The 14,477-nt window shown below is 69.8% G+C and carries 15 protein-coding genes and 1 pseudogene; 7 read left to right on the top strand and 9 right to left on the bottom strand.

The features are described from left to right. Positions 1-18: 18 nt before the first annotated feature. A complete protein-coding gene (locus tag R9X44_RS18210; RefSeq protein ID WP_319815392.1) occupies positions 19-1,014 on the top strand; it encodes a polyprenyl synthetase family protein in 996 nt (331 codons plus the stop codon). A gap of 801 nt (positions 1,015-1,815) precedes the next feature. On the opposite strand, the gene R9X44_RS18205 is transcribed toward R9X44_RS18210, so the two are convergent. After that, positions 1,816-2,175 carry an ATP-binding protein gene (locus tag R9X44_RS18205; protein WP_319815773.1) on the bottom strand — a complete coding sequence of 120 codons (360 nt, stop codon included), beginning with the start codon at positions 2,173-2,175 and terminating at the stop codon, positions 1,816-1,818. 232 nt (positions 2,176-2,407) lie between these two features. On the opposite strand from R9X44_RS18205, the gene R9X44_RS18200 reads away from it, so the two are divergent. Continuing rightward, complete coding sequence (locus tag R9X44_RS18200) at positions 2,408-3,247, top strand: helix-turn-helix transcriptional regulator (protein ID WP_319815391.1); 840 nt, start codon at positions 2,408-2,410, stop codon at positions 3,245-3,247. 11 nt (positions 3,248-3,258) lie between these two features. Next, on the top strand, positions 3,259-3,444 hold the full coding sequence (locus R9X44_RS18195) for a DUF397 domain-containing protein (RefSeq protein ID WP_319815390.1): 186 nt from the start codon (positions 3,259-3,261) through the stop codon (positions 3,442-3,444). Between the two features lie 82 nt (positions 3,445-3,526). Here the strand turns inward: R9X44_RS18195 and R9X44_RS18190 are convergent, their stop codons facing one another. Both R9X44_RS18190 and R9X44_RS18185 read right to left on the bottom strand, forming a co-directional pair. After that, positions 3,527-4,006, bottom strand: coding sequence for an NUDIX hydrolase (locus R9X44_RS18190; RefSeq protein WP_319815389.1), 480 nt, complete (start codon positions 4,004-4,006; stop codon positions 3,527-3,529). A 46-nt stretch (positions 4,007-4,052) separates the two neighbouring features. Beyond that, complete coding sequence (locus R9X44_RS18185) at positions 4,053-5,420, bottom strand: hypothetical protein (RefSeq protein WP_319815388.1); 1,368 nt, start codon at positions 5,418-5,420, stop codon at positions 4,053-4,055. Positions 5,421-5,620: 200 nt separating this feature from the next. Between R9X44_RS18185 and R9X44_RS35775 the strand changes: the two are divergent. Then, a pseudogene (locus tag R9X44_RS35775) lies at positions 5,621-7,204 on the top strand (hypothetical protein); the annotation flags it as partial. Between the two features lie 150 nt (positions 7,205-7,354). Here R9X44_RS35775 and R9X44_RS18180 read toward each other — a convergent pair. Further along, the gene (locus R9X44_RS18180) at positions 7,355-7,795 is read right to left on the bottom strand and encodes an NUDIX hydrolase (RefSeq protein WP_319815772.1); all 441 of its coding nucleotides are present in this window, start codon (positions 7,793-7,795) and stop codon (positions 7,355-7,357) included. A gap of 29 nt (positions 7,796-7,824) precedes the next feature. Here R9X44_RS18180 and R9X44_RS18175 point away from each other — a divergent pair, with 29 nt between their 5' ends. Next, complete coding sequence (locus R9X44_RS18175) at positions 7,825-8,667, top strand: sugar phosphate nucleotidyltransferase (protein WP_319815387.1); 843 nt, start codon at positions 7,825-7,827, stop codon at positions 8,665-8,667. A 192-nt stretch (positions 8,668-8,859) separates the two neighbouring features. Here the strand turns inward: R9X44_RS18175 and R9X44_RS18170 are convergent, their stop codons facing one another. From R9X44_RS18170 to rarD, 5 genes are all read right to left on the bottom strand, one after another. Then, positions 8,860-9,636: a DUF4097 family beta strand repeat-containing protein gene (locus tag R9X44_RS18170; protein ID WP_319815386.1), complete on the bottom strand. Its 777-nt coding sequence runs from the start codon at positions 9,634-9,636 to the stop codon at positions 8,860-8,862. A 13-nt stretch (positions 9,637-9,649) separates the two neighbouring features. Then, complete coding sequence (locus R9X44_RS18165) at positions 9,650-10,297, bottom strand: response regulator transcription factor (RefSeq protein WP_319815385.1); 648 nt, start codon at positions 10,295-10,297, stop codon at positions 9,650-9,652. After that, a complete protein-coding gene (locus R9X44_RS18160; protein WP_319815384.1) occupies positions 10,288-11,517 on the bottom strand; it encodes a sensor histidine kinase in 1,230 nt (409 codons plus the stop codon). The genes R9X44_RS18165 and R9X44_RS18160 overlap by 10 nt, the downstream gene beginning before the upstream one ends. Before the next feature lie 96 nt (positions 11,518-11,613). Continuing rightward, the gene (locus R9X44_RS18155) at positions 11,614-12,312 is read right to left on the bottom strand and encodes a C39 family peptidase (RefSeq protein WP_319815383.1); all 699 of its coding nucleotides are present in this window, start codon (positions 12,310-12,312) and stop codon (positions 11,614-11,616) included. A gap of 71 nt (positions 12,313-12,383) precedes the next feature. Continuing rightward, positions 12,384-13,283, bottom strand: coding sequence for an EamA family transporter RarD (rarD, locus tag R9X44_RS18150; protein WP_319815382.1), 900 nt, complete (start codon positions 13,281-13,283; stop codon positions 12,384-12,386). Positions 13,284-13,358: 75 nt separating this feature from the next. On the opposite strand from rarD, the gene msrA reads away from it, so the two are divergent. Both msrA and R9X44_RS18140 read left to right on the top strand, forming a co-directional pair. Beyond that, a complete protein-coding gene (gene msrA, locus R9X44_RS18145; RefSeq protein ID WP_319815381.1) occupies positions 13,359-14,015 on the top strand; it encodes a peptide-methionine (S)-S-oxide reductase MsrA in 657 nt (218 codons plus the stop codon). Further along, complete coding sequence (locus R9X44_RS18140; RefSeq protein WP_319815380.1) at positions 14,012-14,329, top strand: hypothetical protein; 318 nt, start codon at positions 14,012-14,014, stop codon at positions 14,327-14,329. Before msrA ends, R9X44_RS18140 begins: the two co-directional genes overlap by 4 nt. Positions 14,330-14,477: the final 148 nt, after the last annotated feature.

Below are 14,477 nucleotides of genomic sequence, written 5' to 3'. Positions count from 1 at the left end.
CCAGAAGGGGGCGCTTACGTGAGTGCTGCCGTTCCGTTCGATCTGCGGGTGGACGACGCGCTCGCCGCCCAGGTGCAGCAGGGGCTCGGCGACGTCGAGTCCCTGCTGCTGGAGACGGTGCACAGCGACTACGCACTGCTCACCGAGGCGTCCGAACACCTGCTGAACGCGGGCGGCAAGCGGTTCCGGCCCATGCTGGTCCTGCTCGCCGCCCAGTTCGGCGACCCCACCGCGCCGGACGTCGTCCCCGCCGCGGTGGTGCTCGAACTGACCCACCTCGCGACCCTGTACCACGACGACGTCATGGACGAGGCCCCGCTCCGGCGGGGCGCGGCCTCGGCGAACTCCCGGTGGAACAACAGCGTCGCGGTGCTCACCGGGGACTACCTGTTCGCCCGGGCCTCGGACCTGCTGGCCGACCTCGGGCCCGAGGCCGTCCGGGTGCAGGCGCGGACGTTCGCGCGGCTCGTGCGCGGACAGATCCAGGAGACCGTGGGCGTCCCGGAGGGCGGCGACGAGCTCAAGCACTACCTCCAGGTCGTGGCGGACAAGACAGCCTCCCTGATCGCGACCTCGGGGCAGTTCGGGGCGATGATGGCGGGGGCGTCACAGCATGTGGTGGACACGCTGACGTCGGCGTGCGAGAAGATCGGCGTCGCGTTCCAGCTGTCGGACGACATCCTCGACGTCGCGTCGGAGTCGTTCCAGTCGGGCAAGACGCCGGGGACCGACCTGCGCGAGGGCGTCCGCACCCTCCCGATGCTCCATGTCCTGAGCGGCGAGTCCGCGGGCGACGACCGCCTCCGCACCCTCCTGTCCGGCCCCATCGCCGACGACGCCGACCACGCCGAGGCCCTCGCCCTGCTGCGCGCCCACCCGGCCATGGAACGCGCCCGCTCCGACACCCGCCGCTGGGTCGAAGACGCCCGCACCCAGCTCCTCACCCTCCCCGACATCCCCGCCCGCCAAGCCCTAACCGGCCTCTGCGACTACGTAGTCTCCCGAACCGGCTGACCCCGCGAACCTCAACAAAGGGGACGGGCCACCGCCCGCCCCCTTCCCCCTTGTCCGGGGTCACGCCCACCGCGCCCGGAACCAACCGCCGACGCGAGCTAGCACCCCCGCCTTCCGCGGCCTGGGGGTTCTGCGCGGCAGGGGAAGACCGGGCCAGTAGTCGTCGTCCGTGGCGGGCACTTCGGGCCGCACCTGCCGCCCGCCCTGCGCCCGCACAGGTGGCCGTGCCGCGGGGGGCCGGGCGGGTGGTCTGGAAGGCCGAGGCCGCGACGTCGGCGGCCGAGATCCCGGCGGCCCAGCCGCGCCCGACGCCCCGGAAGCCCCCCGCCGAAGCGACCCACCCGCCCCCGAGAGAGCCAACACCCCGGCCTGCCGCCGCACCGCCCCGGCAGCCCCGGACGCCGCACCACGCGCCCCGCCGCTGGGCGCGCGGCGCGAGGCGGGGGAGCGCAGCAGCCGCCACAGAAAATGCCCAAGCCCGTCAAGGTTCTCGGCCTCGGCCCACATGTCCCGCCCGCCCACCCGGACGAGCGCCCGCCAGACCCCGGTGGACGCCCCCCACCAGAGCGTCACGACCTCCGGAAAGGAGCCGAGAATCCCTACGATCCGCTCCTGCTCCGCACCCTGGCAATCCGGCCGGGTGCGCGTCGGGCCGGGGGAGGAGGCGTTGCCGTCGAGGGGAACACCGTCATGTTCGCGCATAGCTGGGGACTCGCTTCCTGACCAGGACCACTCCCGCAGGTCGGGTCCGTGCTTGATGTGCGGTGATCGCGACAGGCGGCCCGGCAAGGGCCCCGCCCGTCACCCGTCGGCTTTGGCGTCGATCTCGAACCAGACGAGAGTCCCCCGCCCATCGGGCCCGGGGTCGTGCCCCCACGAGTGCGCGAGCACGTCGAGCAGGAATAGCCCCCGCCCGTCCTCGTCGTCTTCTCTCGCGACCCGCCGACAGGGCACCCCACCCCCCTCGTCATAAACCTCGACGCGGACGCGCCCCTCCCCCTCCCGCCGCAACACGGCGACCCGCACGATCCCCCGCGCACCCCCATGTTGCAGCGCGTTCGTAGCGACCTCCGACGTGAGCAGCCGCAACGTGTCCAACGCCGCCTCCGTCGCCCACGTCTTCGACACCCCCGCCGCCCACTTCCGCGCCCGCCCCGGCATCAACTCATCAGCCCGAAGCCGCGCAAACCCCACAAGCTCAAGTCCCGCCCGGCTCGTACGCGTTCTTTGGAATTCCTCGTCCATGACCGCTCCGTCGTTGGTAGCTTGCAGTGACCGGATGTACCGAGATAGTGGCTGTTGTTATCCCTAAAGTCCAGTGATAACAACAAACTTGATGTCCCTATCCGGCCGCTGAAACCTGTAACTCTGGACAGATCGTGAGGAATGCGCCATGGCGACGCCGACTTACATCCCGTCCGTGCGGGCCCGACGCCTCGCGAGGATCCTCAAGGACTCACGTGAGACAGCGGGGCTAAGCCAGACATCGGTAGCCGGACGCTTCGGCTGGTCCCAGCAGAAGCTCTCCTACATCGAGTCGGCACGGAACAAAGTGAGCGAACAGGACGTCGCGAACCTTCTCGACGTCTACGGCGTCGAGAGCCCCGACCGCGACGCCGTTCTGACCCTCGCCCGCGAAGCCGACCAGCGAAACTGGTGGACCGACTTCACCGGCATCCTCACCGGCCCCTATGTGGCCCTAGAAGACGAAGCCTCCGAAATCATCGAGTGGGCTCCCTACATCGTCCCCGGCCTGCTCCAGACGGCCGACTACGCCCGCGCCCTGATGGCGACCACCGAGGTGTCCGACCTGGAGTTCGAACAGAAACTGCGGGCGCGGATGGCGCGGCAGACAGTCTTGTCCCGTAATCCCGCGCCCCGGCTCCACGTCATTCTCGACGAGGCGGTCCTCGAAAGGCCGATCGGAGGACCTGAAGTCTTGCAGGGCCAACTCCTCCGCCTCCTGGCCGAGGCCGAGCGACCGACCGTCACAATCCAGATCTTGCCCAAGGCGGTCGGTGCCCATCCCGGCGTCGACGGGCCATGCATCCTTCTCCGTTTCGCTTCAGATTTGGACCCGGACGTCGCTTATGTCGAGGGCTTCATGGGCGGTGCATATCTTGAACAACCACGCAAAGTCACCTGTTGTAGGGTTGCTCTAGAGCGACTGCACAAGATCGCTCTGCCACCCGACGAGTCGGCGGCCCTGATCAGGGCTGCCGCGCACCCTTAGAGGTCCAGGCCATGAACCCTTTGAACTGGCGCAAGAGCAGCTACAGCAACGCCACCGGCGACGCGTGCGTGGAGCTCGCCAACCTACGCGGACATGTCGGGATTCGTGACAGCAAGAACCCCAACACCGCCCCCTTGACCGTCACCCGCTCCCAGCTGAGCCACCTCACCACCCGAATCCGCACCAACACCCTCTAACCCCCCACCCCCCGACAGCCACCCTGCCGGGGGTTCCGCATCTCCACACCCTTCCGAACACCACGCACTCGCGTGGTGCCCGTCAGGGCTGGGCGGGCAGGTAGAGCGTCTGTCCGGTCGCGCGGGCGGTGCGGGCGGCGGGGATCCTGGCCGCAGTCGCCGTCGGCAGCAGTGCGGCGGCTTCGTCCCAGGCGAAGAACCCGTGGCCGTCGAGCTCCGCGTTCTGGACGCGGATCTGGGCGGGGTCGGTGACGGTGCCGCCGTCGAACAGGAAGTTCATCATGGGCCTGGGCCTGTCGCCGTGGGCTGGGACGAAGTCGATCACCAGAAGCCGCCCGATATCAGGCTTGAGGCCGAGCTCTTCGACGACCTCGCGTTCGGCGGTCTCGTGGGGGGCCTCGCCGTGTTCGATGATGCCGCCGGGGATCTGCCAGTAGCCGCGGTAGTTGGGTTTGACCATGAGGACCTGGTCGTCGGCGTCGGTGAGCAGGACGACGACCGACACGTACACGGTCGGGAGCGTCTCATACCACTGTGCGGGCGGCAGGTAGGGCTGGGTCATCTCTTTGACGGTACTCCGCAGGAGCCAGGCCGGTGAGAGATCCGCGTCATCTGGGACGTGGCAGGTCAGTTCCGGCCTGGTCGAGGAAGTCACCGACCTCCGCGATGTCCCGGTGAGGGGTGAGGGCGGCGGCGAGCAGGCTGATCCGGTCCTGGGCGCGTCGGGAGCGGATTCGCTGGGCGAGGGCCAGGGCCTCCAGCGCGCGGTGGGCGGCGGCGTCGATGTGCCCGGCCTGGGCGAGGGCAGTGGCGGTGAGCGCGGTGTGCAGGGCCCGGGTGCGGACGTTTCCTGAGGGCAGGTTCATCACCTGGTTCTGGTGGGTGAGGGCTTCGCCGGGACGTCCGAGGTCCAGCAGGGATCGCATGGCGCTTCCGGCGAGGTGGGCGGAGCTGAAGTAGCGGGCCCAGGAGGGGCCGGTGCCGTCGGCTCGGTCCAGGGCGTCCGCGGCTTTCCCGATCGCGGCCTGAAAGCCGCGCAGGTCGCCGGCGACGGCGTGGGCGGTGGCCTGGCTGGACAACAGCCGGGCCGCGACGGTGGGAGTGGGGCGGCGGCCGGCTCCGTCGGTCGCGGCGCGCGCCAGCCGGACGGCCTCGCCGGGCAGGCGGAGGTAGACGGCCTGGGTGGCGAGGTTGGCGAGGATGTGGGCGCCGTAGGTGCGGTCGCCGGATGCCTTGGACAGGCGCAGCGCCTGGATGAAGGAGCGTTGCGCGGCTCCCTGCTGGGAGATGTCGTAGGACATGAATCCGGCCACCCCGGTGAGCTCGGCGGCGATGGAGAACAGGTCGCGGCCGACCGGGTCGGTGTAGGAGCCGCGCAGCAGCGGGGCGACGTCGCGGGTGAGGAAGTCGGCCAGGAAGGTCCGGGCGTGACCGCCGCCGTGCCGTCGGTCGAGGTCGAGGAACTGCTCGAAGCAGTCCCGTAGCGCCGTGACATCCTGCGCGGTGACGTTCCGGCCCGCGGTCCGGGCGACCGAGGTGTCCGGTGGGTCGAAGTGCCAGCGCCAGCCGGCCTCGGCTGCCGCGGCGGTGACGAACGGCGCGGTGCTCGCGGGCGCGTCCCGCTGGCCGAACCGGCGCCATAGCCCGGCGGCGGTCTCGACCGCTTCGGGCACCGTGACGGGAAAGGCGAGGGCATCACGATCAGTGTCGCGGCCGGTGAATCCGAGCTCGGCGACCGACACCTGTCGGTGCAGCCGCGCCCCCAGCACGCGCGCGATGAGCTCGGGACCGGGCTGCTCGGGGTGACGGCCACGCAGCCACCAGTACACCGACGCACCGTCGTACTTGAGGATCAGCCCGTGTTCACGGGCGGCGGCGCGGTTGACCTGGCGGGCGAACGCGGCGTGAGAGCGGTCGAAGGCGGCCTCGGCCAGCAGGTCGGCCAAGCTGTGGTTGCTGACCGGTCTACTCGCCACGTTGACCTTCCCACCGTCGGAACGGGTCGACTCAGCCCGCCCCCACAGTAAGCGGACAGGAACAGTCCCGTCACTGACCGCGCAAGAACACGCAAGGTGCGCACGGTCGCCGCAACCGCGCACATGCCGTCTCCTGTGCGGTCTGTGGCGTCTTCGGGGTGAGGTGGGAGTCCTGGCCCAACCGTGGAGGTGACCAGCCCATGGACGAGATCTCCGAAGAGATCAGCCAGTACATCGGCCGGATGAAGGCCGCTGCCGCGTCCGCCGAGATAACGCTCCACCCGCCGCTGCTTATGCTGGGCACCAGCGAGCGGGTCGGATCCAACTGGCTGTCGGACACCCTGCGGGCCGTATCCGGCCAGCACAATGAGCCGTTCCGGCAGCAGCTCGGCCCCGACCACCCGCTGTCGGCGCTCAACGTCCACGTCGGAGACCTCAAGTGCGCCGCTGGACGGCTCGGCCCCTACGGACGGCTGTGGTTGGCGGAGTTCGTCGCAAGCAAGTACGGGCCGGTCCGGCAGACGGTGAAGGAGACCAACCTGTTCTTCGCCCTGTCGAACCTGCTCGCCCTGTTCCCCGACGCGCCGATCACCGTCCTGACCCGCAGCCCGCTGGGCGTCGCCTCCTCCTTCGCGCGCGGATGCCTCTATCGCCGGTGGGACTACCCGGCGCGGTACCAGCAGATGGTCGCCACCACCCGCCGGATCCGGCACGCCCGGTATGCGCCGCTCGTCCCCGACGACCAGCCCACCGACCTCGTCGCCCTCGTCCGTCTCCAGGTTCTCAACGCTCTCCTGCTCGCCGAAGCCCTCGGCGACCGCGACATCCTGGTCTTCCCCTACGAGAGCGCGCTGTCCGGCCAGCGCACCGCGCTCCGGCTCCTGACCGAGGCACTGCCCGACCTGGCGGCCGACCTCGCCCCGCCCGCCGCACCCGCCCGCTTCGGTGAAGGCGACGACACCTTCGCTACGAACCGGCCGAAGACCGACCCGGTCGCCTACCTCGACCCCGCCGGCGCTGAACTCGTCCGCTCCACCACCGCGATCACCCTCAAGATCGCCCGCGACGTCGCTCCCGCGGCATCGGCTGAGCGGGCCGCCTGCTGGCTGGCCGGCGACCACCGGTACCTCCTGAAAAGCCCCGCCGCCAAGCGCCGACCGGCCGCCCGACGGAGCACTCCCGGGAGCCCGCGGTCTGCGATCGGCGTCACCTACGTCCGGCACGGGCCTGTGGAGTGGCGGAACCTGCTGGTCGGCAACGCCGAGTTCGCCGCGTTCCTCAACGCATTGTCCGACGCCGGGCTCGACAACAGCCATGAAGGCACGCACCTGCTGGTGTGCCCGATGCCGCACGAGCGCGGCGGACGCCTGCATCGCGACCCGTCCGACGGCCGGTGGACCGTGCGCCCCGGCTACGACGACCACCCGGCCTACTGGGTCACCTGGATCGGTGCCGCGCTGTTCGCCCTGGCCGACGGCGGGCGGCTCCCGACCCGCACGGAGATGATCGACGGGTCTGGCCGCGACCCACGCGCGACGAACTCCGACTACGCCCACGGCGACGTCACCCCGATCACCGAAGCGGGCCGCTCCGGCACCGACATCCACCACCTCGTCGGCAACCTTCAAGTCTGGTGCTCAGACGGCCCTGGACCAAACACCCTCCTAGAGGGGCCTGCGGCCCGATGGATCCACGGTGCCGCCTGGAACACCCCCTCCACAGCCCGCGAGATCCACCGCGCCCGCCACCGCCACCTCACCGGCAGCTCGCGCGGCGTCGGAATCCGCGTCGTGCGTGACCGTCCCGCCGCGCCGCTCCGATCAGACGCCCTCGCCAACCTGGCACGGGACTGGCTGGACTACCTCTCCCGCCCCGAGGCGCAACTCATCAGGCGCGGCGCGACCTTCACGCACATGATCGGCCTGGCCACCGCGTCACAGGCCGATGTTGGACTTGGCGCCCTGATAGGACCCGGCCTCCGGAAACCCGTCCCGGACCAGACCGGCGAACCTCTCGCTGAACCCCAGCGAGGGCAGATCGTCGACCTTCACGAACTCCACGCCCCGGATGGGCCGCGTGTCGGCACCGGCAGCGACCTCGCCCAGGACGCCGCCCGTCCGGCGGGCTTCGAAGGTGATGTGGACGACATGGGCGCTGTTGCCCGGCAGGTGATCGCAGACGTAGAGCAGCCGGCCGGGCGCTACCTCGACACCGGTCTCCTCGCGCATCTCCCGCACCAGCGCCTCGGCCAGGCTCTCCCCGGCCTCGACCTTCCCACCGGGCAGGGACCACGCCCGGCCTGTGTCGGTGTCCTGGTTGAGCAGCAGGATCTCGTCGTCCTCGACGACGACTCCGGTCACCCGAACGTTCAGCATCCCCGCAAGCTATCCCAGGGAGCAGCCCAGTGACCCACGACCAGCCGATACAGGTTGTGATCGCGGCAGGAGGGCTCGGCACCCGCGTTCACGCCTGGTCCCGCTACCTGCCCAAGGAGTTCTATCCCGTCAACGGACGGCCCGGACTCCTCCACCTCCTCGAAGAGATCGCCCAGTCCGGGCCCGCGCACGTCGTCATCGTCTACCACCGCTACTACGAGGCGTACGCGGCCTGGGCACGCCATGCCCTCAGCGCCCATGGCCGAGCCCGCTACCAGCGAGCCTCCGGACTCCGGCTCCCCGGCGCAGACCCCCTCAGAGATCTGCTCGTCGAGTTCATCGCCCAAGACGGTCCCTACGCCGACCTCAGCTCGGTGATCAACGGAGCCGACCACCTCGCCCGCGCCGCCCAGATCTCCTCGATGTACGTCGCTTTCGGCGACAACCTCTACCTCGACGCCAACCCGATCACCGCCCTCAGCCGCACGCCCGCCGAAGACATCGCGGTCTACGCCCGGCCCTACCAGGCAGAGCTCGCGGGCCGCCGAGGAGTCCTCATCACCTCGGCCAGCGGCGGAGTCCGCCACATGGCGGCCCTGATCGAGAAGCCGGACCCCGCTAAAGCCCGCACACTTGAGCAGATCCACGGAGCCGAAAACCTCTGCCTCCTGGAAGGCCGCTTCCGACTGACGGCGGACTTCATCGACTTCACCCGGCGCTACCGAACGCCGGCAGGGGACGAACCGAAGCTCTCCAGGGCCATCAGCGCCTTCGCCCGGGACAACCTCGTACACGTGATCCACACGAGCGGAGAAACCACCGATCTCGGCTGGCCGACCTGCACGCCCGACCCAGTCCGACAACCGGTCTAGCCACCCGAACCCCCGAATGGCCCGGGATCGACGCCGTCGCCTTCTTCCCCGCCACTACACCTGCGCTTCTTCGGCACTGCCCAATTAGGCACTCCGAAGTTCGGCGGTGAGCCGGTTTCTGGCGGGGGTGGGCGTGGGGGGTGGTGAGGTTCGGCCGGTGGAAGTGGATTGGGCTGATGGGGTTTGTGGGGTTTAGGGGAGAGAGTCGATTGAGATGTTTCCGGCGGTTGTGGAGGCGTGGATGGTTCGGGGGGCGTCGGGGGTGTGGGGGATTGTCGAGCGGGGGGTGCCGGTGCTGGTTTGGGCGTCGAGTTGGTAGGTGTCGGGTGGGAGGTGGATTTGGATGTTGCCGGTGGTTGTGGTGGCGTGGACGGATTGTGGGGGGTTGGTGAAGTGGAGGGTGAGGTCGCCGACCTGGGCTTCGGCTTGGGTGGTGGGGGATGTGGCGTTGGTGAGGTCGATGGTGCCGGTGCGGACCTTTGCTGTTATCGGGCCTGTGATGTCGCGGGCCATGATGGAGCCGGTGTCGGTGGTGAGGTCAAGGGTGCCGGTCAGGGCGGTGACGGTGATGGGGGCTGTTGAGGCGCGGATTTTCAGGTGGGTGGTCGGGGGGATTCTGAGGGTGTAGGAGGCGTCGCAGGCGCCGATTCTGGTGGGGCAGTGGACGCGTAGGCGGAGGGTTCCGTCGGTCCATTCCTCGGTGATCTCGGGGCGGGTCAGGGCCCATCTGACGGTGCGCTCGATGGAGATCTTGCCGGGTTCGCCCGGGGAGATGTCGAGGCCGTTGAGTGTGTCGGCGTCGATTTGCAGGAGGGAAGGGACGGAGTTGTGGACGCTGTCGGTGATCTCGCTGCGCAGGAACAGGGGGCTGAGGATCGCGAGGGCTCCGGCGAGGATGGCCAGGACGGTGAGCGCGATGCCCGGGCCAAGCCAGCGGGGACGGGGGCGACGGTCGGCGGGGTCGGTCAAGGGGGGTGTCCTCTCAGGGGCGGTCGCCGAGGTGGGCCAGCACGGCGAGGACTCGGCGGTGGTCGTTGTCGGCGTGCGCGAGGCCGAGCTTGGCGAAGATGTTGTTGATGTGCTTGGCGACGGCGCTCTCGCCGATGTGCAGCGCGGCCGCGATCCCGGCGTTCGATCTGCCCTCGGCCATCGTCGCGAGGACCTCGCGTTCGCGCGGGGTGAGGGCGTCGAGCCGGTCGCCGCGCCGGCGTACCAGGAGCTGCGAGACGACCTCGGGGTCGAGGACGGTGCCGCCCGCGGCGACCCGGCGGAGCGCGTCAAGGAACTCGGTGACGTCGGCGATCCGGTCTTTCAGCAGGTAGCCGACGCCCGTCGTCTGGCCGGCCAGCAGCTCGGTCGCGTACTGCTCCTCCACGTACTGCGACAGCACGAGCACCGCCACCTCGGGCCACGACCTCCGGATGACGAGCGCGGCCCGCAACCCCTCGTCGGTGTGCGACGGCGGCATCCGCACATCGGTGACGACGACGTCGGGCCGCTCCCGGTCAAGTTCGGCGAGGAGCCCTTCGGCGGTGCCGACGGAGGCCGTCACGGTGCACCCGTCGCGCTCCAGGAGCCGGACCAGGCCCTCCCGCAGCAGCACCGAGTCCTCGGCGATGACTACCCGCATGGCAGCTCCGCGGTGATCGTCGTGGGCCCGCCCACGGGGCTGTGGACGGCCAGCGCCCCGTCGACCGACCGCGCCCGGTCGGCCAACCCGCGCAACCCACTCCCACGTGACGGGTCCGCCCCGCCCGTCCCGTCATCGCGGACGGTGATCCGCAGGAGGTCCCCAGCCCGTCCGACGGCCACGTCGGCACGCGTCGCCCCCGAGTGTTTCGCGGTGTTCGTCAGGGATTCCGACACGATGAAATAAGCGACCGACTCCACGACCGCCGACGGCCGCCGCGCGATGGCCACGTCGAGCGTCACCGGGACGGGCGAGCGCGCCGCGATCCCCGAGAGCGCGGCGGCGAGGCCCCGGTCGTCGAGCACGGCCGGGTGCAGCCCCCGGACGACGTCGCGCAGCTCGGCCAGCGCCTGCTTGGCCTCCTCATGCGCCTCGGCGATTTCTGGGAGATCAGGATGGGATGCCCGCATCATCCCCAGGTTCATCGCGAGCGCGACGAGCCGCTGCTGTGTCCCGTCGTGCAGGTCGCGTTCGATGCGGCGGCGTTCGGCGTCGGTCGCCGCGACGACGGCCGTGCGGCTGCGCGTCAGCGTCTCCACCCTCCGGTGCAGCCGCGCGGCCCGGTCTTGGCCGAGGAGCGCCCTGGCCAGCGCGACGTCGAGCACGGCGAGCCCCCGCGCGATCCACGGCGTGACCCAGAGCAGGACGACCCCCGTACCGGCCGCGACCCAGACGACGGGCCCGCCGAGCACGTCACCCAGCACGGAGTGCTCGGGCAGCCACCCGGACGCACCGAGCAACGCGAACACCGGCAGCGCGAAAGCCGCACTCCAAAGCCCGACGACCACCACCGCAGCCGACGGATGCAGCACCCCGGCCAGCAGGTGAAACGTGATCCTCCGCCACACATACCTGTCGGCCAGAGCCTCCCGCACAGGACGCCCCGCCTTGGGCCGCTCACCCGGCGAAGGAATGATCACCTCCCCGAGCACCTCACGAATCCGCCCCCGCTGCGCCCGCGCCAACGCCCCCGACGCCGCAAGCACCGCCCCGACGGCGAACGGCAAGGCCACCACCGCCACCGCGGGCGCAGCCGCGACCCCGAGCACGGCAAGCCCCACAAGCGCGACCGGCCCGCCCGTCACCAGATGCACGGTGGCCCGCCACCCCCGCCCCGAGAACGGCCCAGCCAGCCCCTGCCACCACCCGGTCCCTGTCATGCCCCAAACCCTAGGCACACCCCCCCAGAAACCACGATCCCCCCACTTACCCCCTCAGGGGTGGCACCAACACCACCCCGCGAGGCTGCGGGTGGGTCAGCGTTGGTCTAGGTAGAACATGCCGGCTCGGTTGTCGACGGACTGGGTGGCCTTGGCGAGGCGTTTGACCTTGATGGTGTGGGTTCCGCCGGTGAAGTAGTAGTTGTACGGGTCCCAGACCTTGATGGTCTTGTTCTTCTTGTTGTAGCCGTAGGCGACGATGATGTGGCCGGGGTTGCCCTTGCTGATCTGGCCCTTGTACCAGGGGAGTTTGCGCATGTAGACCTGCAACGGCACGGCCTTGCGCAGCACGCCGACGTTGTGGATGACGCGTTCGGCGAGCTTCGCCGGGTCGTCGACGTCGTAGACGAGGGTGTAGGCGTACCCCTTGCGCGCCGCGTAGCTGTTCAGGACCTTGACGGCGACGTTGTCGTACGTCCCCGCGGGGGCCTTCGTCTTCATCTTCTTGGCGAGGACGCGCTGGGAGACGCTGATCCCCATCGTCCCCAGCGAGATGGACGAACCCGCAGGATTGCACCAGAGCGGGTCGCTTTGGAACACCTTCTTGATGTCGAGCGTGATCCGCGCCGGCGACGCGGCGACCGCCTTGGCCGTCGAGTCGGCGGAGACGGCCGAGACGGCGACCGCGTCGACGGCGACGGGCCGCGCCGCCGCGACCGCAGGGGCGGCCGGGACGACGAGGATCGACGCGATGAGGGCGGTGCCTGGCACCAAGCTCGCGAGTACCTTGTTCACCTGGTGGGACTCCGGGCGTTCGGGGTGGTTTCGAGTAAGAGTGCCGAACGATGCCGACCGGTGCAAGTGTCTCAAGCGCCCACGGTGACTGGTGTGGCGGTCCGTGACCTGCGTGCCGTGCGGAACGCGTCGAAAGTGAGGATCGCCAGCGCGAACCAGACGAGTCCGAAGCCCGCCCAGCGGCTTCCCGGCATCAGCTCGTGCTGCACGAACAGGCCAACGAGGAACTGCAGAACCGGCGCGACGTACTGGAGGAGCCCGACCGTGCTGAGCGGCAGGGCCTGCGCGGCGACGTTGAACAGCATCAGCGGCGCGGCCGTCACGACGCCGAGGCCGAGCATCAGCGCGACGTTCAGGGCGCCCTCGTGGCCGAACGCGGCGGACCCGTCGACCTGGGTCCAGAGCATGAATCCGACAGCCGGGACGAACAGGACAGCCGACTCCACCGCCATGCTCTCCGCCGACGCCATCGCCGCCTTCTTCTTCAACAGCCCGTACACGCCGAACGTGAACGTCAGCGTCAAGGCGACCCAAGGCGGCCGCCCGTAGTCGACCGCAAGGATCAGCACCGCTACGGTCCCGATCCCGACCGCGATCCACTGCCACTTCCGCAGCCGCTCACGCAGCAGGACGACGCCGAGCAGCACGGAGAACAGCGGTGTGATGAAGTAGCCGAGGCTCGCCTCGATCGTCTGCCCGCTGTTGACGGCGACGATGTAGGTGCCCCAGTTGACGGCGATGAGGACCGCCGCCGCGGACAGCGTCTTCCACTGCGCGGGGGTGGTCCTGCGCACCCACGCCCACTTGCGGACGACGGTGAGCAGGAGGCCGACGGTGACCAGCGTCCAGATGATGCGGTGCGCGAGGATCTCCCCCGCGCCCGCGGGCTTGAGAAGGGGGAAGTAAAGGGGGAAAAGTCCCCAGAGTACGTAGGCCGCGAACCCTGCCGCGAGCCCCCGCCGAGATTCCATGACGGGCAGCGTACCAAGGTGTAATCAGCCAAGCTCGGTTGAGTCCTGTCTTGACCGGGCGGATATCCTTACCACATGTTCGGATTCGCGAAGACGTCGATGGTCAGCCCAGACAAGGCACTCCCCGGACGCGACACCCCCGTCCCCGTCGCGCCACGGCACACGGTCCTCGACGCGCCCCTCGCGCCCCCGTTCCCCGAGGGCGCGGAGATCGCGGAGTTCGCCATGGGCTGCTTCTGGGGGGCCGAGCGCGTCTTCTGGCGCACGCCCGGCGTGATCTCCACGTCCGTGGGCTACGAGGGCGGCTACACCCCCAACCCCACCTACGAGGAGGTCTGCTCGGGCCGCACCGGCCACACCGAGACCGTCCGGGTGGTCTTCGACCCCGCCGAGGTCTCCTACGAGACCCTCCTCAAGGTCTTCTGGGAGAACCACGACCCCACCCAGGGCATGCGCCAGGGCAACGACGTCGGCACCCAGTACCGCAGCGCCATCTTCACCCACTCCGACGCCCAGGCCGCGGCCGCCAAGTCCTCCCGCGACGCCTACCAACAGGTCCTCACCACCGCCGGCCTCCCCGACATCACTACCGAAATCACCCCCGCCCCCGCCTACTACTACGCCGAGGACTACCACCAGCAATACCTCTCCGACGCCAAAAACCCCAACGGCTACTGCGGCCTAGGCGGCACCGGCCTCAGCTGCCCCATCGGCATCGCCCCGGCGGAATGACCCGGACGGATCGCGACGAACTCGCGATCCTCTGGGCCGAACACCGCGGTCGCACGTTCCCCGACGACCTCAAATTCACCGACGGCCTTGACGACACGGTCCTCCTGGATCTGCACATAGCAGGCGCGGTGATGAACACCCTCCGCGGTGATCGTCTACCCCCGTTCACTGTCGGGGCCTTGAAGGAAGGCATCACCCTGCTCCGCCGATCCTTCCGAAAGATTCCGAAGGGGCCGGCCCGTCCCTACGCTGCCCGGCTGATCCAGATGTCCACATTGGCGCTCAACGAGCACTACAGAGCCGTCAGAGGATGAACGTTCGCGATCGGCCTCCTGCGTGAGCTCGCCTGCGAACCAGACGCCTCCGGAACCCTGTGGTGGTTTGGGTCTGGACGGGCCCCGACCGCTTCAGCACCCCGGACCTCGAACCGCCCTGCCCGGCCGCCGACGTGGAACACGCGGC

This window comes from Actinocorallia sp. A-T 12471 (assembly GCF_033875155.1).
Classification (GTDB): Bacteria; Actinomycetota; Actinomycetes; order Streptosporangiales; family Streptosporangiaceae; genus Actinocorallia.
The sequence above is the reverse complement of the archived record's forward strand: the minus strand, read 5'-3'. Positions and strand labels throughout refer to the sequence as shown.

Excerpts from the sequence above, each read along its gene's own strand:
- R9X44_RS18205 (WP_319815773.1), bottom strand. The coding sequence starts at position 2,175 with ATGCCGGGGCGGGCGCGGAAGTGGGCGGCGGGGGTGTCGAAGACGTGG.
- R9X44_RS18200 (WP_319815391.1), top strand. The coding sequence starts at position 2,408 with ATGGCGACGCCGACTTACATCCCGTCCGTGCGGGCCCGACGCCTCGCG.
- R9X44_RS18195 (WP_319815390.1), top strand. The coding sequence starts at position 3,259 with ATGAACCCTTTGAACTGGCGCAAGAGCAGCTACAGCAACGCCACCGGC.
- R9X44_RS18190 (WP_319815389.1), bottom strand. The coding sequence starts at position 4,006 with ATGACCCAGCCCTACCTGCCGCCCGCACAGTGGTATGAGACGCTCCCG.
- R9X44_RS18180 (WP_319815772.1), bottom strand. The coding sequence starts at position 7,795 with ATGCTGAACGTTCGGGTGACCGGAGTCGTCGTCGAGGACGACGAGATC.
- R9X44_RS18165 (WP_319815385.1), bottom strand. The coding sequence starts at position 10,297 with ATGCGGGTAGTCATCGCCGAGGACTCGGTGCTGCTGCGGGAGGGCCTG.
- R9X44_RS18160 (WP_319815384.1), bottom strand. The coding sequence starts at position 11,517 with ATGACAGGGACCGGGTGGTGGCAGGGGCTGGCTGGGCCGTTCTCGGGG.
- rarD (WP_319815382.1), bottom strand. The coding sequence starts at position 13,283 with ATGGAATCTCGGCGGGGGCTCGCGGCAGGGTTCGCGGCCTACGTACTC.
- msrA (WP_319815381.1), top strand. The coding sequence starts at position 13,359 with ATGTTCGGATTCGCGAAGACGTCGATGGTCAGCCCAGACAAGGCACTC.
- R9X44_RS18140 (WP_319815380.1), top strand. The coding sequence starts at position 14,012 with ATGACCCGGACGGATCGCGACGAACTCGCGATCCTCTGGGCCGAACAC.